The sequence below is a fragment of the Enorma sp. genome, from assembly GCF_982429025.1.
The window spans coordinates 35,587-58,966 of sequence record NZ_CEWCAA010000008.1 but is presented as its reverse complement, the minus strand read 5'-3'; the positions used below and the strand labels follow the sequence as shown (position 1 = coordinate 58,966).

Here is a 23,380-nt window from a genome sequence, read left to right as displayed (position 1 = left end):
GGTGAGGACGACGCGCAACCCATGCGGCGGCTAGCGAGAGAATGCCGGCGCCGCCCGCCGTGGCCGCGATGACCATGCTGGGGTCGGACGTGCTCGTAAGCGCGTCGTCCTCACCCGTCTTGCCGTCGCCCTCGTCCTGTGCGCCGTCCGTGTCGGAGCCATCGGACTCGTTGCCCGCGCCGGGCTTCTCGTCCTTGTCGGAATCCGGGTCAGGGTCGGTGCCCGGGTCCGGGTCGGTACCAGGGTCGGTACCGGGGTCGGGATCCGGGTCGGTACCGGGGTCGGGATCCGGGTCGGTACCGGGGTCGGGATCCGGATCGGTGCCCGGATCCGTGCCGGGGTCGTCGGGCTCAGTCACGGTTACCGTGATGGACGCGCTCGTGCCGCCTTCGGTCGAGGCCGAGATGGTCGCGGTACCCTCAGCAACCGCAGTCACCGTACCGTCGGCCGCAACCGTCGCCACCGCGGCATCGGACGAGGTCCATGTCACCTCGGAATCGTAGGCATCATCGGGAGTGACCGCCGCCGTGAGCTTCAGCGCGTCACCGACCTCAAGGGCCGCCGTCGCAGCCTCCTCGCCGTTGGCCTTGATCGTGACCTTCTCGGCGCGAGGCAGCGCCTCGACGTTCACCGTAATCTCCACAGGGAAGCTGCCAACTTCGGTCAAGCCCTGCACGATGAAGCTCGTGCCGCCCTTGCCGAACGCGTAGACATTCGCCGGAACGCGGTCCCACGTGACGCCGCTTTCCTGCTTCGTGCCGTCGCTCATAACCACCGCCACGGTCTTAGGCAGCACCGGTGCCGCCGTCTCCTTGGTGCTCACCGCAGCCGGTGGCTCCACGCTCACGGCGTACGCCTCCGTCGTCTCGGCGGCTACGACCGTGATGGTGGCTTTCGCCTGCACCGTCGAGCCCGCCACGGAGCCCGTGATCTCGATCGTACCCTCCTTCGACAACGCCTCGCTGGTAAGGGGCGAGAGGTTCCACGTCACATCCGCCAGAGCGCTCGCGCCGTCGGAATAGGTCACCGCAACCTGAGCGGGCAGGCGCAGCGCGACCTCTTCGCGATCGACCGCTCCGCCGTCGGCGGGGAGGGAGACGCTCACGTTCACGGGCGCGACGCTCTCCACGGCACGCGCGGTGGGAGCCACCGTGAGATACATGACGGCGGAGGTGCCATAGCCCTCAAGCGTGCCCTTCACCACATAGGTTCCGGGCTCGTTAAAGTCCACGTTCGAGTAATCCCACGTCACCGGGACCTCAATACCGCTCATATCGGTGAAGTACGCCATGGCGTACGAGAAATACGTTGAATCCCCAGGTTTGCCCGCGCCGGTGCCGATCGTTCGGTGCAACGGCTCCACCGACGAAACCAAGGGCTCGTCCACCTGCTCGATAACCGTCACGGTGGCCGTCACCTCGCCCTCGTCGCCGAGCCCCGCCACATGGCCCGTCACCGTGAAGGTACCGGCGACCTGATAGTTGGTGTAGGGAATCGCATCCCAGTCCACATCGACAAGGGACACGGAGCCGTCCGCAAGGGTCACCGGTAGCTGCATGGGCAGCGTGGGCTCCATACCCACCTCGGTGGTAATGTTGAGCACATCGGCCAGCTCGTCCTCGGAGACCAGGCCTGTCGTCTCGACCACCGTGACCGGCACGGTGGCGCTCACCGTGGAGGAACCCACCGTGAAGGAGGCCGGCACCTCGAACTCCGCGCCCGCTTCCTGGTAGAGCCCCTCAGAGATCACGTCGCGCTGGAGTGTGACCACATGCTGGGTGCCCATCGTGGTCGTGACCACCACCTGGCCGGGAATCTCGGGCACCACGCCAGGCGCCGTGCTCACGCTCGGCACGTAGACGCTCTCGATGTCCGCGACCTCGACCGTCGCCTTCACCGGCGTATCGGTGCCCTCGATGACACCCGCCACGTCAAAGGTAGTATTGACCTTATCGGGCGCATAGAGCGCGGGGTCGATGCCCTCCCACGTCACGCGCACCTCGATGGGCTCGCTTGCGTCGCGCGCCCCGATGAGGCTCATCGCAAAGCTCGCGAACATCGCGAGCGGCCCCTGGTCGCCCGGAGTGATCATGATGGTCTCGGGAAGCACCGGCTCCACGCCCGGAAGCGTCCATTCGGAGACTTCCTCCTGCTCCTGAATCGCATCGAGCACCTCGAAGGTGATCGAGACGGGCATCTCGATGCTTCCCTGGCTCCCAGAGATCCAGCACGTGACCTCTTCGGTGTAGGTACCCGCCTCCTCGAAGGTGATTGGGTCGCCTTCGTACAGGCTGTACCAGACCTCGCGCGTGCTTTCCTGGCCCGAGCCGTCATCGACCGTCGCGGTAGCGGAGCCGTCGAACGTATCGATCGCGGCCCCCGCAAGCATGGTAACCGGCTCCGTGGCCTCGACGCTCAGCACGCGCATCGAAACGACCGTCATCGTCACGTCGTGCCCGCCGGCAACGCCGGTGAACGTGTAGGTGCCCGGCGTGGTGAGAAAGCCGCGCGTGAGGTCGTTCCACGTGACAGGCAGGTCGGCGTAGCCACCGCCCTCAATCGGCACGTAGATGGATGTGCCCAGCACGCTCTCCGGCTGCATGGTCCCGGCAGACTCGAGGTCGATGAAGTACTCGCGCTCGATATCGAAGACGTCCTCAGAGGCAGCCTCGCCCACATGCACGCGCGCGGTCACCGGGACCTCGGTGCCCAGAATCCGTCCCGAGACCTCGAAATCGCCCGCCTGGGCATAGCTCGCCGGATCGACCTCATCCCACGCGACGCGCCCGAAGATGTAGAACACATCGCCGTTATCCAGGGTTACGTTGATGTCCGAGGACAGGTTGGGGGCTACGCCCACGATGGTCGAGACCTCGGTCGCTGTACCGTCCTTCGCAGCGGCGCACACGGCCACCTCGGCCGTGACCGGGTAATCGGACCCGGCGACGTAGCCCTTGGCCTCGAAGGTCGTGCCCGCCGTTGCGTATTGATCGGGCGTGGGCTGCTCCCACTGGACGACGAGCTGCTGGCGAGATCCGTCCGACATGGTCATGGGCACCGTGTACGGCAGCGCCGGCGCCACGCCGACCAGGGTGGAGACTTCCACCGGCTCGCGCGCGGGCTGGGCCCACAGCACCTCGACCTGCACCTCGACCTCACGATTGGTGCCGAAGCGTGTCTGGCCCGTGATGGTGATGGGAGAGGCATCGGAGAGAATCTCGCTCGGATCCGGCACGGACCACTCGACCTCCTCCTCGCCGCGCGACCCGTCCGTGTAGGTGACGTCCACGAAATAGGGCAACTCAGGCACGACACCCTCGACCGTGCCGATCGAATCGAGTGCGTCGATTGACTGAATATCGACCATCGTCACATGCAGGGTGACCGGGATGTCCGTGCCGCTGATCACGCCCTCGACGTCGAAGGAGCCCGCGCGGTTGAAGAGGTCCATGTCCGGCCAGATCCAATCGACCGCGATATGGCTGCTCGAACCATCGGGCAGCTCGATCGAGATATCGCCCGGCAGATACGACTCGCCCACGGTGAGTTTCACACTCTCCTCGTAGCTCGACTCCGCAGGGTCAATCACCATCACGTGGCAGACCGCCTGGTTATCCGAACCGGGAATGGCGCCGTAGATATCGAAAGTACCCGCCTGCTGCAGGCGCTCGTCGCCCTCCTCCGGCAGGTCCCACGCAGGGTCCACCCAGTTCGTGTTGCCGAGCGCGTTCGTGACGGTAACGCCCGAGAGCCACGTAATGCTCCCGCCTACCGCAACGACCATGGTCTGCTCGGATACCGAGGTGACCTCGCTCACATACACCGTCGCCACGGCACGCTGGCTCGTTCCCTGCACCGTGCCCATGACCTCGAAGACGTTCTCGTGCTCGCAGTCGCTCGGGTCGATGGCGTCCCACGTGACGGGTATGGCCTGCTCCAGCCCGGTGGAACTCACGACGTAGACGTAATCGGGCAAGGTTGGCTCGAAGCCGGGCTCGACGAACGCTGTCGCACCGCGCACCTCGCGGATCTCCTGCACGCTCACCGTAGCCTGAACCTCGATGTTGGTATTCTGGATGACGCCCGTGATGACGTACTCGCCCGGCGTGCTGAGCCCCTCCTCGGCAGCCTTGCGCTCGTCCGCATCCCACGTGATCCATGCTTGGTAGAGAGACCCATCCGAGAGGGTTACGGACGGGGCGTCGATGGTACTCAGCGTGGTTGACCCCGCGATGCAGGTGACATCCAGATTGGGAATGGACGTCACCGAGAGCACGTTGATGTCGGCCTCGAAGGTGACATCGATAAACTGCCCGATGGAGGTCTGCAGCGTTGCCGCATAGGCGCCTTCAGCGGTGAGGCACCCGTCTGCGCCAACCGGAGCGGACGACTGCCAGGAGCTCGAGAAATCGCCTCCAGGCGTCAGGTGGTACTCCTCCACCTCGCCCGTATCCGTGTTGGTGAGCTCGACGAGCACGAGGCTGCCCACCGTGCTCGCCTGCTGGCCCACGAGCGCCGTGATCTGGGGACGCTCGTAGGTCCACGTCTGGCCCTCGTACTCCAGGGTCACGATATCGCCGTCCACCTGCGTGGCGACGTCGTTCGCCGCGGGGGCGCTGGCAGCGGGCGCGCCCTCGTCCTCAGCGGGGACGGCTTCCTCAACAGGCGCGGCCTGCGCATCCTGCTCGGGAGCTGCCTGCTCGTCGGCGATGCCAGGCGCGGTCGCCGCGCTAATGGTAAGGGTGAAGGAGGGCTGCTTGTCGGTGCCCTCGACGGTACCCGCCACCGTGTACGAACCCGGTTCCAACGCATTAAAGGCATCCTGCGATGATGCACCATCGACTTGCCAGCTCACCGAGCGGTCCTCGGTGGTACCGTCCGAGAGCGTGACCGAGACCGTGCCAGGAAGGGACACCGAGCCCGCCTCACACGTAATGTTGCCGGGCGATGCGACGGCGGTAATCGTCGGAGACGCTTGCTCGTCGGTCTCAGCCGCATCCCCCTGCGACGCCTCTTCCTGCTGCGTCGAGACACCCGCCGCAGCATCTTCCGTCGCCTGGTCGCTTGAAACCCCTTGCTCTGCCTGAGTAACGCCAGAACCCGACAACGCCTCCGCAATCGCCGGCGTGGGCACCGACCCCAACGAGAGCGCTGTCACCAAACCAGCGGTGACCGCAACATGAACCGTTCTCCGATGCACGTGGACCTCCCCCAGAAACCGCCCGTAGCAGCATGCGGGCACCGACGAGCCACCGCGCAACCGTGCACGGCAGCACGTCAAAAACATACACACACGCGATTTTAGGAGATTGCCCTCCCCCGACACAACCCATTAAGCTGGGTTTTTCCGCAAACGGAAACACAATACGCCCCACCGGGGACCCGTAGCCCGCGTACGCACAATGGCCGAAGGCCGAGGGCCCGCCCACGAGCCGATGCGCGAAGCGCAAGGCTCCCACCCCAAAGCTGAGCACAAGCCCAATACACGCCCGATGCGCGCAGCGCGAGGGCCCCAGGCCCCTCAGGGACACTACATCCAAACGCGCCCTAAAGGGCGAAAACGCAGGAAGCCCCCGGTTTCCTCCTAAGCGATTCCGCAGCAGTTCAGCTCTGCTGAACTGCGAGGACCAGCGAAGGAGGAAACCGGGGGCTTCCGAAGGGAGTTACAGCCCTTTGCGCTTAGAGCTTGATCTCGATGTCAACGCCCGCAGGAAGGTCGAGACGCATGAGCGAATCGACGGTGCCAGCGGAGGGATCGAGGATGTCGATGAGGCGCTTGTGGGTGCGCATCTCGAACTGCTCGCGAGAGTCCTTGTCCTTGTGCGGCGAGCGGATGACCGTGTAGAGGTTGCGCTCGGTGGGCAGGGGGATGGGGCCGGACACGCGGGCGCCCGTCTTCTGAGCGGTCTCGACGATGAGCTTCGCGGACTGGTCGACGATCTCGTGATCATAGCCCTTGAGGCGGATCCTGATCTTCTGGGTAGACAACGTTACCTCCTTGATGTGCGCGTGATACGCGCGATTGATACCTAATCGAGCGATCGCGCGTACTTACGCGTTGCCGCCAGCCTTGCTGACGACCTCGTCGGCGACAGACTTGGGCGCCGGCTCGTACGAGTCGAACTGCATGGTGTAGGACGCGCGGCCCTGCGTCTGGGAGCGGAGGTCGGTTGCATAGCCGAACATCTCGCCCAGCGGCACCTTGGCGCGAATGACCTTGTTGCCGGAACGATCGTCCATGCCCTCGATCTTGCCACGACGACCAGAGAGGTTGCCCATAACGTCGCCCATGTACTGCTCGGGGGTCTCGACCTCGACGGCCATAACGGGCTCGAGCAGGATCGGGTCGGACTTCTTGAGGGCGTCCTTGATGGCCATGGAACCGGCGATCTTGAACGCGGCCTCGGAGGAGTCGACCTCGTGGTAGGAACCGTCGAAGAGGGTCACCTTGACATCGACCACCGGATAACCGGCGATAACGCCCGTCTGCAGCGCCTCCTGGATGCCCTTGTCGATGGAGGGGATGTACTCCTTCGGCACCACGCCGCCAACGATGCCGTTGACGAACTCGTAGCCGAAGCCCTCTTCCATCTTCTCGAGCTTAATGACGGCGTGACCGTACTGGCCGCGACCGCCGGACTGGCGGACGAACTTGCCCTCGGCACGATCAACATCGTGGCCCGGGGCCTCACGGTAGGCAACCTGCGGCTTACCAACGTTGGCCTCGACCTTGAACTCGCGGAGCAGACGGTCGACGATGATCTCGAGGTGCAGCTCGCCCATGCCGGCGATGATGGTCTGGCCGGTCTCGTGGTCGGTGCGCACCTGGAAGGTCGGGTCCTCCTCGGCGAGCTTGGTGAGCGCGAGGCTCATCTTGTCCTGCTCGGCCTTGGTCTTGGGCTCGACGGCGACGTCGATAACCGGGTCGGGGAACTCCATGGACTCGAGGATGATCTCGTGGCCCTCCTCGCAGAGGGTGTCGCCGGTGGTGGTGTTCTTAAGACCCACGGCGGCGAGGATGTCGCCGGCGAAGGCGCCGTCGACGTCAACGCGGTCGTTCGCGTTCATCTCGAGGATGCGGCCGAAGCGCTCGCGCTGGCCGTTGGTGGCGTTCACCACGTAGGAACCGGCGTCAACGTGACCGGAGTACACACGGAAGAAGGTGAGCTTACCCACGTAGGGGTCGGTCATGATCTTGAAGGCGAGCGCGGAGAAGGGCTCGTCGTAGTCGGCCTTGCGCACGTCCTCCTCGCCGGTGTCGGGGTTGGTGCCGTCCACGGGCGGGATGTCGAGCGGGCTCGGGAGGTAATCGACGACGGCGTCGAGGAGCTCCTGCACACCCTTGTTCTTGTACGCGGAGCCCACGAGAACGGGGTTGAGCTCGTTGGCGAGCACGCCGGCGCGGATGGCGTCCTTGAGCTTCTCGACGGGGATCTCCTGCTCCTCGAGGATCATCTCCATGAGCTCGTCGTCGTAGTTGGCGGCGGCGTCAAGGAGCTCCTCGCGCTTCTCGGCAGCAATCTCCTCGAACTCAGCGGGGATCGCGTCCATGGGCTCGGGATAGGTCATGCCCTTGTCGTCGGCCTTGAAGTCCCACGCGGTCATGGTGACGAGGTCGATGATGCCCCAGAAGTTATCCTCGGCGCCCATCGGGACCTGGATGGCCACGGCGTTAGCGTTGAGGCGGTCCTTCATGGTGTCGATGGCATGCCAGAAGTCGGCGCCCACGCGGTCGAACTTGTTGATGAAGGCGATGCGCGGGACGTTGTAATTGCGAGCCTGGCGCCACACGGTCTCGGACTGGGGCTGCACGCCGGCCACGGCGTCGAACACGGCAACGGCACCGTCGAGGACGCGCAGCGAACGCTCGACCTCGGAGGTGAAGTCCACGTGGCCCGGGGTGTCGATGATCTGGATGCGGTAGGCGGGACCGTTCTTCACGTCGCCGCCCTTGTGCCAGAAGCACGTGGTAGCAGCGGAGGTGATGGTCACGCCGCGCTCCTGCTCCTGGACCATCCAGTCCATGGTGGCAGCGCCCTCGTGAACCTCGCCGATCTTATGCGTCTTGCCCGTGTAGTACAGGATGCGCTCGGTCGTGGTGGTCTTGCCGGCATCGATGTGGGCCATGATGCCGATGTTGCGGGTTTCGGAAAGCTTGTACTTAGCCTTAGCCATGAGTATCTACCCTTCCTGGATTACCAGCGGTAATGTGCGAAGGCACGGTTGGCCTCAGCCATCTTGAAGAGGTCCTCGCGACGCTTGATGGAAGCGCCGACGCCGTTCGAGGCGTCGAGGATCTCGTTGGCGAGACGCTCGGCCATGGTCTTCTCCTTGCGGGCACGCGAGAAGTTCACGATCCAGCGGATCGCGAGCTGCGTGGAGCGGCGGGAGTTGACCTCGACAGGCACCTGATAGGTGGCGCCACCAACGCGGCGAGGCTTGAGCTCGAGCGTGGGCTTGACGTTGTCCATGGCCTTCTTGAAGACGGCGAGAGCGTCCTGGCCGGACTTCTCGGCCACCAGATCGAAGGCGCTGTAGACGATGCGCTCCGCGACGGACTTCTTGCCGTCGAGAAGAACCTTGTTGATGAGCTGGGTCACGAGACGGTTGTTATACACGGCATCCGGCATAACCTCGCGACGATGAGTCTTAGATGCACGACGCGGCATAGTTTAATCTCCTCTAGCGTGAAAGTGTTCATGCGACGTTCGCCAGGCGACGCCGCAGGACGAATCTGGGTGGTTGCTTACTTCTTGGGACGCTTCGCGCCGTAGCGGGAGCGGGACTGCATACGGTTCTGAACCGCAGCGCAGTCGTAGGCACCACGGATGATCTTGTAACGCACACCAGGGAGGTCGCGCACACGGCCGCCGCGAACGAGCACGATGGAGTGCTCCTGGAGGTTGTGGCCCTCACCGGGGATGTAAGCGGTAACCTCGATGCCGTTGACCAGGCGCACACGAGCCACCTTACGAAGAGCCGAGTTCGGCTTCTTGGGGGAGGTGGTGAACACGCGGGTGCACACGCCGCGCTTCTGCGGGTTGTGCTGCAGTGCCGCGTTCTTGGACTTCGCGGGCTTAGACTTGCGGCCCTTGAGGACCAGCTGGTTAATTGTAGGCAAAGCGTACTCCTTCTTTAGATGATTCCAGCTTGTACGAGGTGCAACGGCTTGAATCGAGGCGTCAGCATCCACCTTCGAAACACGCAGTTCGCTAAGATACGCGCATTGACAAGCGATGTCAACAGACCACGCCTCCGGGCGTTTCCTTCTTTTCCTACAGTTCCTGAATTTCTTCACACATTTGTGGCTGGGAGGAGTCGCGAGGCACACCCGATCGCTCGGCTCGAGACCGGATACGCTCTGTGCAGGTTGATTGGCGCCCCTAGCTTCGCACTCGCATGGCCCAGTGCGCATTTTCTTGACGAGTGCTCAGCATAACTTTGCTGATGTTACCGATTTCGTGCATTTCGACAGGTTTGTGCGGTGCATTCGTCAAGAAAATGAACCCGAAAGGGTTTAGTGCGTCAAGCTTGCATTGCCGCTGCACCGCGCCCCTGCTCCGGTCGAAGCAGGCGGAAAGCGTACACGAGGGCAATGACGTTGGTTATGAGGAGGATGAGGAACGGCGCAGGCAGATAGCTGTAGATGAGGTCACTCCCCAAGGTTCCCATGAGGTTGTAGACGAGATGCATAAGCATGGCGGGCGCGATCGATCCACTCCGATGCGTCACGTATCCAAGTGCGAGGCCGAGCACGAAGGTGTATATGCCCTGCGTAAGATTCATGTGGAAGATGCCGAATGCGAGCGCCTGCACAATGTTCGCCACCGCAAAGGGCACTCCGGCGCGCTCCAAATAGGTAAGGCCCAGGCCGCGGAACCCCGCCTCTTCCACAAGAGGTGGCAGAACGAGCGTTGAGATGACCCACATGAGCCCGTAGGTCGTGATGCCCGAGCCGTCGACGAGCGTGTTGTACTCCTCCATAACAGAAGGAAGCAGTACGTTCACCAGAACCATGATGAGGGTTGTCACGATTTGCATCCCATACCCCATGAGCGCTGCCGCGACGAAATGTCTGCGGTCAACTCCCTGGATGCGTGCGTTCACCGTGGGCCTGGAATGCACTCTCCGACTCAGCTCGGTTTGCACAGAAGAAAAGGCTTGAGCTTGGGGCGCTCCCCCATCCTGAGCTTGGGGCACGCACCCACCCTGTGATGCAAGCTGCCATGCCACCGGGCGGTCACCATAGTAGATATAGCGCGCCGGCGGGCGGGGCGGCTCCGGGAAAGACGCGGACGTGAAATCGGTAGCCGATGCTATCGGGCGCTGCGAGGAATCAGCGCCCCCGGAAAGAGGCTGTCGCCCGGGAGCGGCGGCTGGCACGAACGGCTGCTGCTCGGCATAGGTATCATGGCTTTCCAAATACTGCTGCTCCAACTGCGCGTGGCGTAGGCGAGTGCGCTCTCGGTTGCGCATACCTCGCACCCAGAACAACACGGGAATCCCGAAGACGAGGTAGACGAGCGCAGAATACAGGTTCATGTTCTCGTTCATGAACGCAACGACGCGCTCGATTGCAGGCTCTCCCCCAACGAAGCCCGCACCATAGATAATGGCATACGAAACGACATAGCTCGCAAGGGTGGGCATCACGATCATGAGCGCGAACGCCAGCGCGGCGAGCAACAGGTTCTTCCAACGCTGCGACGCGTCCATCTTGGGCATAGGGCCTCCTTCCGCCTTCACTGGCCTGTCGCTTCTGCTATTTGCACATGCCTGCTGGCACATGTTGTGTCCCAGTGTACCCGTTTGCCCCGCACATCCATACGCTCTCGGGCGACTTCTGGACGCGCCCGGCGCTCTCGGGCGACTTCTGGACAGGCCCGGTGTTGCCGGGCGCAATTCGGACACTCCAGACGTTCTCGGACGTAATATCGCCATGTCACAGCGCTGAGGCGGCAGATTTTCGCCCGAAAACGCAGCGAGCATCCGAATGTCGCCCGAAAATGAATCGCCGGAATACGGGTCCCACAGGTCATCGCCCGAAAACGAGAATGAAACACCAGAACCTGGTATCCACGAACCAAAGGCGCTGAAACACAGTTACAACGAGCAACGTGTCAAATGGGGTTGATCATCATCGCTCGAGAATGAATACGATTCACCGGTACACGGTTCCGCCGAAGCATGTCAAATGGGTAATCAACGAATGGAATATCGGGTTGGGGGCCATATCGGGGACCGCCCCAGGCCAAGTCGGGAACTGCCCCCTGACCATATCGGGAACCGATCCGAGTCAAACCGAGCCCGTTCCGCACCAAATCGGGGACCGTTCCCTTGACAAAAGGCCCGCCTCCGAAGAGACGGGCCTTGTGCGAACGTTTCGCTACGGCTTATACCGCACGGAAAGTCTAGTCCTCCGTGCTGTTGTGGCCGTTCGGATCCTCGGGCGAGTCGCCGTCGTCGGTATCCACGAGCTTGTTGAGCAGAGCCTCCAGCGAGGGCATATCCTCGTTGATGATGCCCGAGCTTGCGGTATCGGCAGAAGAGCTCTCCGCCGGAGCACCGATCATCTCCTCATCGTCCTCGTAGTGGCGCGGCGCGCTCGTGCCGAGCAGAATGTCGTCCGGACCATCCGGCGAGAACACCATCTGGAGCAGCTGGGAGAGGTCCTCTTCGTCGGCCACATCCTCGTTGTTCTCGAGGATGTAGAGCAGGTTGTGCTCCTCGAGGCCGTCACGCAGCTCCTCGATCGCCTTAGCGCCAATGCCATCGATGCGAAGCAGGTCCTCCTCGCTCTTGCCCATGAGGTCGCCCACGGTCTCGATGCCCACCTCGCTGAACTTATTGGTCCAGCGCTGCGAGACGCCGAGGTCGTCGAAGAGGTACAGGCGCGCATCCTCGGCCGAAATCGTGCGGCCGTTGCGGGTGAAGGAGCCGTCGGCGCTGCCGAACTCGTCGTAGCCGGCGTAGCTCGTCTCCTGCGGCACCTGCTCGTCGAGCTCCTTGAGCTCGGCGGGGGCCCAATCCGGAAGGCTGCGCGCGGTCGGCAGGGTGGGGCCGTCCACATCCACATAGCCCTCGGGGGTGCGGTAGGTCAGCGTCGCGTTGGCATACGGCTTGAGACCGGTGCCCGCGGGGATCTTCTTACCCACGATGACGTTGGACTTGAGGTCCATGAGGTGGTCGACCTTGCCCTCGATAGCGGCCTCGGTGAGCACGCCCGCAGTGCGGATGAACGACGCGCTGGAGAGCCAGGAATCGATGGACGAAGCAACCTTCAGCGTACCAAGGATGACCGGCTCAGCCGAGGGCGCGGTGCCGCCCAGGCGGGCGACGCGCTCGACCTCATCGGCGAACTCATAGCGGTCGACGTACTGACCGAGCAGGTACTTGGAATCGCCGGGGTTGGTGATCTGAACGCGGCGCAGCATCTGGCGCGCGAGCACCTCGATGTGCTTGTCGTTCAGGTCGACGCCCTGCGAGCTGTAGACGTCCTTCACCGAGTGCACGAAGGTGTGCATGGTGGTCTCGATGTCCGTGAGCTTGCGGAGGTTGCGGAAGTTCACGAAGCCGCGGGTGATCAGGTCGCCGGCGCGCACCTCGCAGGTCTCGCCGTCGCGGAACCCGGGGCTCAGGTGCGCGGAGGACGGGATGTGGATCTCGTCGAGCACACGGGTCGGGTCGTCCATGTCGGTGATGGTGGCCACGTAGCCGCTCTCGTCGGTTCCGATGGTGACCATACCAGAGTGCGGCGCGAGCACGGCCTCGGCACCGAGAATCTTCTCGTTCACGTTGCCGACGATGTCGAACATACGCGAAACGGTCGGCAGACCCTGGGTGATGTCCTCAACGCCCGCGACGCCGCCGGAGTGAATGGTACGCATCGTAAGCTGCGTGCCGGGCTCGCCGATCGACTGGGCGGCGATGATGCCCACCGCGGTACCGATGGCAACCGGGCGACGGGTGGAAAGGTCCCAACCGTAGCACTTCTGGCACACGCCGTGCTTGGAACGGCAGGTGAGGAGCGCCCTCAGCTTCACCTTGGTGAGGCCGGCGTCGATCATCTTCTTGAGATCGGCCTCGCGCTCGATGTACTCGTCCTTGTGGAAGAGCACGGTGCCGTCCGCCGCAACGACGTCCTCGATGAAGCAGCGGCCCACGAGGTCGGCGTTGATGTCGCCGGACTCGAGAATGAGGTCGTAGGTCACGCCCTCGGTCGTGCCGCAGTCCTCCTCGCGCACGATGACGTCCTGGCCCACGTCGACCAGACGGCGCGTGAGGTAACCGGAGTCGGAGGTGTGCGAAGCGGTGTCGACGAGGCCCTTACGAGCACCGTAGGTCGAGATGAAGTACTCGAGAGGCAGCAAGCCCTCGCGGAAGTTCGCCTTAATGGGAAGGTCGATCGTCTCACCGGACATGTCGGCCATGAGGCCGCGCATACCGCCGAGCTGACGCAGCTGGGTCTTGGAACCACGGGCGCCGGAGTCGGCCATCATGTAAAGCGGGTTCTCCTCGTCGAACATGTCGAGCATGAGCGCGGAAACCTTGTCGGTGGCGTCGGTCCACACCTGGACCACCTCGTTGTGGCGCTCGCGGCTCGTGATAAGGCCGTTCTCGAAGTTCTCGTTGATCTGGTCGGCCTTCGCCTGGGTCTCGGCCAGGATCTCGGGCTTCTCATCGGGGATGAGCGCGTCCCACAGCGAGATGGTGAGGCCGGAGCGGGTGGCGTAGTGGAAGCCGGTGTACTTGATGTTGTCGAGCATCTCGGCAACCTCGGCCTGCGGATAGCGGTCGCAGCACTCGGCCACGAGCTTCTTCACGTCGCCCGAGCCCATCTTGTAGTTGACGTACTCGTAGTCGCGCGGCAGGCACTGACGGTTGTAGATGATGCGGCCGATCGTGGTCTCGAAGCGAGCGGTCTTGTTGCCCGTCACGTCGAGCTCCAGCACGTCGCCGCCGCCGTTGTTCACGCGGAACAGGCGGGTGCCGTCCTCGTTCTCGACGTTGGCGTCCTCGCCGGCCACGCGCACCTGGATCTTTGCCTGAAGGTCGATCTCGGTGCGGGCGTCGTAGGCGTTCATGGCGTCATCGAAGCTCGCGAACACGTGCCCCTCGCCCGCCAGCCCGTCGCGGGCCTGGGTGAGGTAGTACACGCCGATGATCATGTCCTGGCGCGGGGTGTTCACAGGCTTGCCGGATGCCGGCGAGCGCAGGTTGTTGGAGCTGAGCATGAGCACGCGGGCCTCGGCCTGCGCCTGCTGCGAGAGCGGCACGTGCACCGACATCTGGTCGCCGTCGAAGTCCGCGTTGAAGGGCTCGCAGACGAGCGGGTGAAGGTGGATGGCCTTGCCCTCAACGAGCACGGGCTCGAACGCCTGGATGGAGAGGCGGTGCAGGGTAGGTGCGCGGTTGAGCAGCACCAGGCGACCGTCGATGACCTCTTCCAGGATGTCCCAGACGAAGCTCGCGTTGCGCTCGATGGCGCGCTTGGCGCCCTTGATGTTCTCGACCTTGCCAAGCTCCACGAGGCGCTTCATGACGAAGGGCTTGAAGAGCTCGAGGGCCATGGTCTTGGGCAGGCCGCACTGGTGCAGCTTGAGCTTGGGGTCGGTAACGATAACCGAACGGCCGGAGTAGTCCACGCGCTTACCGAGCAGGTTCTGGCGGAAGCGACCCTGCTTGCCCTTGAGGGCCTCGGCGAGCGACTTGAGCGGACGACCGCCGCGGCCGGACACCGGGCGCCCACGACGACCGTTGTCGAAGAGCGCGTCCACGGCCTCCTGCAGCATGCGCTTCTCGTTGTTCACGATGATCGCAGGGGCGTCGAGGTCCAAGAGGCGCTTCAGGCGGTTGTTACGGTTGATCACGCGACGATAGAGGTCGTTCAGGTCGGACGCGGCGAAGCGGCCGCCGTCGAGCTGGACCATCGGGCGCAGATCGGGCGGGATCACGGGGATCACGTCGAGAATCATGTTGGCGGGGTCGTTGCCGCCCTTCAGGAAGGCGTCCACGACCTCAAGGCGCTTCACGGCCTTCTCGCGCTTCTGCTTCTGGCCGTCCTCGTCGGCGATGATGGCCTTCAGGGTCTCGGCCTCCTGCTTGAGGTCGATCTGCGAGAGCAGGTCGCGAATGGCCTCGGCGCCCATGTCGCCGGAGAAATACATGCTGTAGTAGCGCTTCATCTCGCGGAAGAGTGGCTCATCGGAGATGAGGTCGCGCTCGGAGAGCTTCATGAAGGCCTCGAAGGCGTCCGTGCGGAGCTGCTTCTCGTCCTTCGTCTCCTCCTCGATATCGATGATGCCGGCGGCGATCTCTTCCTCGGTCAGGGGCTCCTCGTCGCTGAACTCATCGAAGTTCTCGGGGTTGCCCTGGGCCTTCAGGCTCTCGATCTGGCGGGTGCACTCGGCATCGAGCTCCTCCAGGTCGGCGGCGAGCTCTTCGCGCAGGTCGTCGGCATCGGCTTCACGAGCCTCGTAATCCACGTGCGTGATGATGTAGCTCGCGAAGTAGAGCACCTTCTCGAGGTCCTTGGACTTGATGTCCAGAAGACGGCTCATGGGGAAGCTGGTGGGGCTCTTGAAGAACCAGATGTGGCTCACGGGAGCCGCCAGCTCGATGTGGCCCATGCGCTCGCGGCGCACCTTGGAGGTGGTCACCTCGACGCCGCAGCGCTCGCAGACGATGCCCTTGAAACGGATGCCCTTGTACTTGCCGCAGGAGCACTCCCAGTCCTTGGAAGGTCCGAAGATCTTCTCGCAGAACAGGCCGTCCTTCTCCGGCTTCAAGGTGCGGTAGTTGATGGTCTCGGGCTTCTTGACCTCGCCCTTGGACCAAGAGCGAATCTGGTCGGCGCTGGCCAGCGAGATCTTTACCGCGTCAAAATCAGTAGCTTCGAAATCTGCCACAGTCAACTACTCCTTATCTGTGGTCGTGGCGGCGAGGTCGGGAAGCGAGACCTCGGCGGCATCGGCGATCAGATCGTCGTCACCGAGCACGGCCTCGTCGGCGAGGGGGTCGACGGGCAGGGCCTCATCGGCCTTATCCGCGACCTGCGCCTTCGCAGCGGGCTCCGCCTCATGCAGCGGCTCGATGTCGAGCGCGAGCGAGCGGATCTCCTTGACGAGCACCTTGAACGACTCGGGGATGCCGGCCGTGGGGATGTTCTCGCCCTTGACGATGGACTCGTAGGCCTTCACGCGGCCCACGGTATCGTCGGACTTAACGGTGAGGATCTCCTGCAGCACGTTGGAGGCGCCGTACGCGTAGAGCGCCCAGACCTCCATCTCGCCGAAGCGCTGGCCGCCGAACTGAGCCTTGCCGCCCAGCGGCTGCTGGGTCACGAGGCTGTAGGGGCCCGTCGAGCGCGCATGGATCTTGTCGTCGACCATGTGGCCGAGCTTCAGGATGTAGGAGGTACCAACCGTGATGGGCTCGCGGAACTCCTCGCCGGAGCGGCCGTCGTACAGCGTGGTCTTGCCGCGCTCGTCGAGCTGGGTCACGAACTTGGGGTCCATGTGCTCGCCATAGCGCTCGGTGGCAAGGTTGAGCATGTTCTTGTTGGCACGGCGGATGACCTCGGCGATCTCGTCCTCCTTGGCGCCGTCGAAGACGGGCGTCGAGACGAAGAACGGACCGGGCACGTACTTGTCGGAATCGGCGTCGTCCACATCCCAACCAGCGGCAGCAGCCCAACCGAGGTGGCACTCGAGGAGCTGGCCCACGTTCATACGCGAAGGCACGCCGAGCGGGTTCAGGATGACGTCCACCGGGGTGCCGTCGGCCATGTAGGGCATGTCCTCGACCGGCAGGATCTCGGAGATAACACCCTTGTTGCCGTGGCGACCGGCGATCTTGTCGCCCTGCTGGATCTTACGACGCTGGGCAACGTAGACGCGCACCTGCTCGTTCACGCCGGGTGCAAGGTCGTCGCCGTTCTCGCGGCTGAAGCGCACCACGTCGATGACGCGGCCGTAGGCGCCGTGCGGCATCTTGAGCGAGGTGTCGCGCACGTCGTGGGCCTTGGCACCGAAGATGGCCTTGAGCAGGCGCTCCTCGGCGGTCTGGGTGCTCTCGCCCTTCGGGGTGACCTTACCCACCAGGATGTCGCCCGGGCCCACCTCGGCGCCGATGCGGATGATGCCGTCATCGTCGAGGTTCGCGAGCATGTCCTCGGAGAGGTTCGGCACCTCGCGGGTGATCTCCTCGGGTCCGAGCTTGGTATCGCGCGCGTCGATCTCGTGACGCGAGATGTTGATGGTGGTGAGCAGGTCCTCGGCCACCACGCGCTCAGACACCACGATGGCGTCCTCGTAGTTGTAGCCTTCCCAGCTCATGTAGGCCACGGTCAAGTTCTGGCCGAGCGCGAGCTCGCCATGATCGGTCGAGGGGCCGTCGGCGATGGGCTCACCGGCGGCAACCGTGTCGCCCACGCGCACGAGCGGGCGGTGGTTGATGCAGGTCGACTGGTTGGAGCGCTGGTACTTGGGCAGGCGGTACTCCTCCAGGCCCGCGGAAGTCTTGATGGTGATCTTCGCGGCGTCGGCGAACACGACCTCGCCGTCGTGCTTGGCAAGCGTGACCTCGCCCGAGTCGAGCGCGGCGCGGCGCTCCATGCCCGTGCCCACGTACGGGGCGGCCGGGTGGATGAGCGGCACGGCTTGGCGCTGCATGTTCGCACCCATGAGGGTACGCTTGGCGTCGTCGTGCTCGAGGAACGGAATGAGGGTTGCAGCGACCGAGATCATCTGGCGCGGCGAGACGTCCATGTAGTCGACTTCCTCGACCAGAACGTCTGCGGGGGCGCCGAACTTTCCGTCGTAGTCACGCGTACGGGCCACGATGGTGTGCGGGCGCACGATGTTGCCGTCGATGTCGGTGGTCACGAACTCGTTGGTCTTGGGGTCGACCGGGGTGTTCGCCGGCGCGATGATGTGGTTCTCCTCCTCATCGGCGGTCATCCAGTCGATCTGGTCGGTGACGCGGCCATTCTCCACGCGGCGGTACGGAGCCTCGATGAAGCCGTACTCGTTCACGCGGGCATAGAGCGCGAGCGAGCCGATAAGGCCGATGTTGGGGCCTTCGGGGGTCTCGATCGGGCACATACGGCTGTAGTGCGAGTTATGGACGTCGCGGACGGCCGTGGGCACGTTGGTGCGGCGGCTGGAGCCGGACTTGTGGCCCGCAAGACCGCCGGGGCCGAGGGCCGAGAGACGGCGCTTGTGGGTAAGGCCCGTGAGAGGGTTCGCCTGGTCCATGAACTGGGAAAGCTGCGAGGAACCGAAGAACTCCTTGATGGCGGCCACGATGGGGCGGATGTTGATGAGGCTCTGCGGGGTGATCTCGTCGATATCCTGAGAGCTCATGCGCTCGCGCACCACGCGCTCCATACGGCTCATGCCGATGCGGAACTGGTTGGCAACGAGCTCGCCCACGGTGCGCACGCGACGGTTGCCGAAGTGGTCGATGTCATCGGTGTAGAAGCCGTCCTCCCCCGCGGCGAGCGCAAGGAGGTAACGGAGCGTGGCAACGATGTCCTCGTCGGTGAGGATCTTGACCTCTTCCTCGGTAGCGAGGCCGAGCTTCTTGTTCACCTTGTAGCGGCCCACGCGTGCCAGGTCGTAGCGCTGCGGGTTGAAGAGCAGGCCCTCGAGGAGACTGCGGGAGGCATCCACAGTGGGGGGCTCGCCCGGACGCAGGCGACGATAGATCTCAATGAGGGCATCCTCGCGGGTAAGCGCGGTGTCGCGCTCGATGGAGCGCTTGACCACGTCGGAGTTGCCCAGGAGCTCGAGAATCTCGTCGTTGGTGGTCGCGATGCCGAGCGCGCGCAGGAACATCGTGGCAGACTGCTTGCGCTTGCGGTCGATGGACACCATGAGCTGGTCGTGCTTATCGACCTCGAACTCAAGCCAGGCGCCACGGGCCGGGATGACCTGCGCCTTGAAGATGTCCTTGGGGGTCGTCTTGCCGTTGGCGTCCGTGACCACGCCGTCCTGCTCGCTCGAGAAGTACACGCCCGGCGAACGGACGAGCTGGCTCACGACGATGCGCTCCGTGCCGTTGATGATGAAGGTGCCCTGATCGGTCATCATGGGGAAGTCGCCCATGAAGACGAGCTGCTCCTTGATCTCGCCCGTCTCCTTGTTGGTGAGACGAACCTCGGTGAGGAGCGGCGCCTGGTAGGTCATGTCCTTGGCGCGGCACTCGTCCTCCGTGTGGGGAGCATCGCCGAACTGGTGATGACCGAAGGTGACCTCCAGCACATGGTTCTGGCTCTGGATGGGGCTCGACTCCTTGAACGCTTCGCGGAGACCCTCATCCATGAAGCGCTGGAAGGATTCCTTCTGCACGGAGATGAGGTTGGGAAGCTCCATGGAGGGCGCGATCTTGCCAAAGTTGACGCGAGCGCGCTCCGTCGGTGTTGCCTGCGGAATTAATGTTGCCACCAGGTTGTTCCTCCTTCTTGAAAAGGCGGGTTTGTTGGCCTCATGGGCGGCATGGCCGGAAGCGCTCGCGGGGCATGCGCGCCCGCCTTGAGCGGCATAGCCGCCCTCTCACGCTTTCCGGACCCAATCCACCTGATGGGGCCAGTTTCGCAACCTATAAGTTTACCAATCGCCTACCGTTTAGCAAGATTTTCCTTGACGCAGGCACTGTTTTGGGGTAGCAAAAAACTTCACTATTAAATCCGCAGGTTGTTGCTGATATATCGAACATTTGTTCATGAGTTTTGTGTGAGACGATGTGCCCAACGCGAACAGGACACCGCCCAGCGGCATGCGAACGGCGTGCGAACTCTTATGTCCGATGCGGCCAGAAGCGCACGCGGACTCCAGAATCCGAGGCTACGTGCGAAACACCGGCACGGCCCACAACATGAGAAGCAACACCGCGCAGGCCACGCGATACCATCGTTGACGACTCATCTCCGTCCCATCTGCCACGCGTTGCCCCCTCACACGTCGCCGCGTACTGATTCCCCTGCATCCGTCGGCGCAACTTGAGCAGGCCGAGAACTGCCATCACCTTCGAAGCTCGTGCGCTCGGAGATGATGTAACGCGGGCGTGCCTTGGTCTCGAGATAGGTCTTGCCTACATATTCCCCGATGACACCGAGGCATATGAGCTGGACGCCGCCCAAAAGGCATATCACGCTGATCGTACTCGCCCAACCGGATACAGCCCATCCAAGCAACGCATTCGCCACCGCCCATACGATACCTAAGAAGCTAGCGATAGAAATGACAATGCCCAATGCCATGACCAGGCGAATTGGCTTGATGGAAAGGCTCGTCACGCCGTCAAGCGCAAGCCCCATCATTTTCACCAAAGGATAGCGAGACCTTCCGGCGATGCGCTTCGAACGCTCGTAAACGACTTCGCAGCTTTTGAATCCCACGAGAGGGACCATTCCCCGTAGATAGATGTTCACCTCGTGAAAACCCGATAGCTCCCTCATCACCGGGGCCGAAAGCAAACGATAGTCCGCGTGATTGTATACCACCTCGGCACCGAGCCATCCAAGCAGTCGATAGAATGCCTGAGCGGTTGTGCGTTTGAGCCACGTATCGGCCTTGCGGCTACTGCGCACACCGTACACGACATCAAAGCCCTCTTGGTAGCGCGAAATCATCTCATCCATCGCATCGATATCGTCTTGCCCATCGCAATCAATGGAGATGGAAGCGTCGCAACGGTCCCTCACCTCCATAAGGCCGGCAAGCAGGGCATTCTGATGGCCGCGATTCCTGCTCTGGCGAATGCCGCGCACGCGGGAGTTATGCCGAGCGAGTGTACAGATTATGTCCCATGTCGAATCCGACGATCCATCGTCAGCGAGCATGAGGAAGCTATCTTCAGCCACCTGATTGTTACGTATGAGCTCGCCAAGCTTTGCGAGGAACCGAGGAAGCGTGTACGGAAGCACTTCCTCCTCGTTGAAACAGGGGACTACGATGGCCAGCGTGGGTTTTGTCCGCATGAGCTGCTCGAGGGCCTACCGCGTGAGGCCGCCACGCACCTCAATGGCATCCCAGAACTCGTCACGGAAACGCGGGTCGGAAGCGGCCATGAGGGCATTCGTGGCCATCCAGCCGGACGGGGTGCCCGTATCGTAGCCGCTGAGCGGGTCGATGACGACGGCATACATGGTCTCGCGGTCAAGCGAGCGCGCCATGGCATCGGTGAGCTGGACCTCTCCGCCCGCACCGGGAGCCTGATCGGCGAGCAGGTCCATCACGAGGGGCGAGAGCAGGTAGCGACCAACGATGTAAAGGTTCGAGGGGGCGTCGGCGGGATCGGGCTTCTCAACGAGGCCCGAGATGCGCCACACGGCACCGGGTTCGCAGTCGGCAACGTCCTCCGCGCCGGCAAGCGATCCCGCGCGCTCGCCCGCGATCACGCCATAACGCGAGACCTCCTCCGGAGCGCAAGCCGCAACAGCGATAACGCTCGCGCCACCATGGGCGCGGCTGACCTCGAGCATCTTGTCGCAGATGTCGCGCGCCGGCACCACGTAGTCGCCGAGGAGCACAAGGAAGCTCTCCCCCGCCACGGCATCGGCCGCAGAGCGGATGGCATGACCGAGGCCGTTCGGCTTGTACTGGAAACGGAAGTCTACGGGAAGGCCGCCGGCCTCGGCAACGGCATCGGCATAAGCGGTCTTTCCACGAGAACGCAGAAGCTGTTCAAGGGCCGTATCAGGCTGGAAGTAGCTCAGGAGCTCCGGCTTGTTGGGGCTCGTCACGATGATGGCGTCCGTAACCTCCTCGGGTTCGAGCGCCTCCTCTACCACGTACTGGATAACCGGCTTGTCAAGCACGGGAAGCATTTCCTTGGGCGTGCACTTGGTCGACGGCAGGAAGCGGGTGCCCAGGCCCGCGGCGGGGATGATGGCCTTCACAGATGCGTTCCTTTCAACGTGCCCGGTTCGGGCGACATCGCCGGCATGCGGCGTGAAATAACTTCGCACAGCATAGTAACGCGACACATGAGACGCACGGGAAATCTCAAGCAAATTCCAAGGCTCCCCCTCATATGTCTACCGCGAACGGTCGCCCTCCGCGTGTGAATGGATGCCTGGAGAGCTATCGAGGCCCGCGCCGCCCTGATCGCCCACCACACGGCGCAATTGGGGTCCTGGATTTTGCCGTTTCTCACCCAAGAAAAAGCAAGATCAAGGACCTCAATTTGCGAAATGAAGCGCAGCCTTAAGATAAGGAAGCAAGCGCAAAAAAACGGGGTCCGAGACGAATCTCGAACCCCGTAGTGCAACACATGGGCTGCAGCCGATCATGCGGCATGTCCGAGCAGGCGCTTCGCCTGCCCAAACTTACTTGAGGGAGACGGCAGCGCCGGCGGCCTCGAGCTTTTCCTTGGCAGCGTCGGCGTCCTCCTTCTTGACACCCTCGAGCACGGCCTTCGGAGCGTTCTCGACGACCTCCTTGGCCTCCTTGAGGCCAAGGCTGGTGAGCTCGCGGACGACCTTGATGACCTGGATCTTGTTGTCGCCGAAGCCCTCGAGCACGACGTCAAACTCGGTCTTCTCCTCCTCGGCGGGAGCGGCGGCAGCGGGGCCGGCCACAACGGCGGCGGGGGCGGCGGCGGAGACGCCGAAGGTCTCCTCGATGGCCTTGACGAGCTCGGAAGCCTCGAGCAGGGTCATTTCCTTAAGAGCCTCGATGATCTCTTCGTTGGTAAGCTTAGCCATGGTAAGCAATCCTTTCGGTTACCACGCCCAACGCTGGGCGCGGAGCTGAAACTTCACGTGGCGCGCGAGCGCGCCGGGGTGCGTGGCCGGGCCACGCGCGGCTGCTAGGCAGCCTTCTGCTCGGAGATCTGCTGGACGGTACGGGCGAGACCGCTCGACACGCCGTTGACGCAGACCGCGATGTCGCGAGCGAAGCCGTTGATGAGGCCGGCGATCTGGCCAAGGAGCTGATCCTTGGTGGGCAGGTCGGCCATGGCCTTGGCGTCCTCCGCGGTAATAGCCTTACCCTCGGAGATACCGCCCTTCACCTCGATGACACCCTTGGCCTTCTGGGCGAAGTCCTTGAGCACCTTCGCAGAGCTCACCGGCTCCTCCTTGTAGAAGACGTAAGCCAGCGGGCCGGCGAGGATATCGTCGATCTCGGGCTGCTCCTGGTTCTTGAGGGCGAGGCGGACGAGATTGTTCTTGTAAACCTTCATCTCCGCACCGGCCTCGCGAAGCGCGTGGCGCAGCTCCTGAGCCTGCTTCACGGTGAGACCGTTGTAGGACATCACGTACAGGCCAGCGCTGGCCTCCACGCGCTCCTCGATCTCGGCGACTTTGTCGATCTTGTACTGCTGTGGCATTCGTTACACCTCCTCGTTGCTTTCCGGGCACGGGCCGCCGAAG

12 protein-coding genes are annotated in these 23,380 nt (G+C 63.3%); all 12 read right to left on the bottom strand.

The window, feature by feature from the left end:
• The coding region (locus AC1VS5_RS02755; RefSeq protein ID WP_481217620.1) for an Ig-like domain-containing protein at positions 1–5,200 on the bottom strand (5,200 nt) is incomplete at its 3' end.
• A gap of 479 nt (positions 5,201–5,679) precedes the next feature.
• Positions 5,680–5,988: a 30S ribosomal protein S10 gene (gene rpsJ / locus AC1VS5_RS02750; protein WP_019127877.1), complete on the bottom strand. Its 309-nt coding sequence runs from the start codon at positions 5,986–5,988 to the stop codon at positions 5,680–5,682.
• Positions 5,989–6,051: 63 nt separating this feature from the next.
• The gene (gene fusA / locus AC1VS5_RS02745) at positions 6,052–8,175 is read right to left on the bottom strand and encodes an elongation factor G (RefSeq protein WP_087186737.1); all 2,124 of its coding nucleotides are present in this window, start codon (positions 8,173–8,175) and stop codon (positions 6,052–6,054) included.
• 20 nt (positions 8,176–8,195) lie between these two features.
• The gene (gene rpsG, locus AC1VS5_RS02740) at positions 8,196–8,669 is read right to left on the bottom strand and encodes a 30S ribosomal protein S7 (RefSeq protein WP_276767152.1); all 474 of its coding nucleotides are present in this window, start codon (positions 8,667–8,669) and stop codon (positions 8,196–8,198) included.
• Positions 8,670–8,746: 77 nt separating this feature from the next.
• A complete protein-coding gene (gene rpsL / locus AC1VS5_RS02735) occupies positions 8,747–9,121 on the bottom strand; it encodes a 30S ribosomal protein S12 (RefSeq protein WP_019127874.1) in 375 nt (124 codons plus the stop codon).
• Positions 9,122–9,525: 404 nt separating this feature from the next.
• Positions 9,526–10,725 (bottom strand): CPBP family intramembrane glutamic endopeptidase, encoded by a 1,200-nt coding sequence (locus AC1VS5_RS02730; protein WP_481217619.1) that lies wholly within the window; start codon positions 10,723–10,725, stop codon positions 9,526–9,528.
• Positions 10,726–11,411: 686 nt separating this feature from the next.
• The gene (locus AC1VS5_RS02725) at positions 11,412–15,908 is read right to left on the bottom strand and encodes a DNA-directed RNA polymerase subunit beta' (RefSeq protein WP_481217618.1); all 4,497 of its coding nucleotides are present in this window, start codon (positions 15,906–15,908) and stop codon (positions 11,412–11,414) included.
• Positions 15,909–15,914: 6 nt separating this feature from the next.
• Complete coding sequence (gene rpoB / locus AC1VS5_RS02720; RefSeq protein WP_481217621.1) at positions 15,915–19,451, bottom strand: DNA-directed RNA polymerase subunit beta; 3,537 nt, start codon at positions 19,449–19,451, stop codon at positions 15,915–15,917.
• A gap of 506 nt (positions 19,452–19,957) precedes the next feature.
• The gene (locus AC1VS5_RS02715) at positions 19,958–20,983 is read right to left on the bottom strand and encodes a glycosyltransferase family 2 protein (protein ID WP_481217617.1); all 1,026 of its coding nucleotides are present in this window, start codon (positions 20,981–20,983) and stop codon (positions 19,958–19,960) included.
• A 15-nt stretch (positions 20,984–20,998) separates the two neighbouring features.
• The gene (locus AC1VS5_RS02710; protein ID WP_019127869.1) at positions 20,999–21,904 is read right to left on the bottom strand and encodes a UTP--glucose-1-phosphate uridylyltransferase; all 906 of its coding nucleotides are present in this window, start codon (positions 21,902–21,904) and stop codon (positions 20,999–21,001) included.
• A 429-nt stretch (positions 21,905–22,333) separates the two neighbouring features.
• Entirely contained in the window at positions 22,334–22,711 is a 378-nt protein-coding gene (gene rplL, locus AC1VS5_RS02705; protein WP_019127868.1) for a 50S ribosomal protein L7/L12, read from the bottom strand.
• 104 nt (positions 22,712–22,815) lie between these two features.
• Positions 22,816–23,337 carry a 50S ribosomal protein L10 gene (rplJ, locus tag AC1VS5_RS02700; RefSeq protein WP_276869341.1) on the bottom strand — a complete coding sequence of 174 codons (522 nt, stop codon included), beginning with the start codon at positions 23,335–23,337 and terminating at the stop codon, positions 22,816–22,818.
• Positions 23,338–23,380 lie beyond the last annotated feature (43 nt).

What these genes read in the sequence shown, in the direction of transcription:
- fusA (WP_087186737.1), bottom strand. Translation starts at nt 8,175, where the DNA reads ATGGCTAAGGCTAAGTACAAGCTTTCCGAAACCCGCAACATCGGCATC.
- rpsG (WP_276767152.1), bottom strand. Translation starts at nt 8,669, where the DNA reads ATGCCGCGTCGTGCATCTAAGACTCATCGTCGCGAGGTTATGCCGGAT.
- AC1VS5_RS02730 (WP_481217619.1), bottom strand. Translation starts at nt 10,725, where the DNA reads ATGCCCAAGATGGACGCGTCGCAGCGTTGGAAGAACCTGTTGCTCGCC.
- AC1VS5_RS02715 (WP_481217617.1), bottom strand. Translation starts at nt 20,983, where the DNA reads ATGCGGACAAAACCCACGCTGGCCATCGTAGTCCCCTGTTTCAACGAG.
- rplL (WP_019127868.1), bottom strand. Translation starts at nt 22,711, where the DNA reads ATGGCTAAGCTTACCAACGAAGAGATCATCGAGGCTCTTAAGGAAATG.
- rplJ (WP_276869341.1), bottom strand. Translation starts at nt 23,337, where the DNA reads ATGCCACAGCAGTACAAGATCGACAAAGTCGCCGAGATCGAGGAGCGC.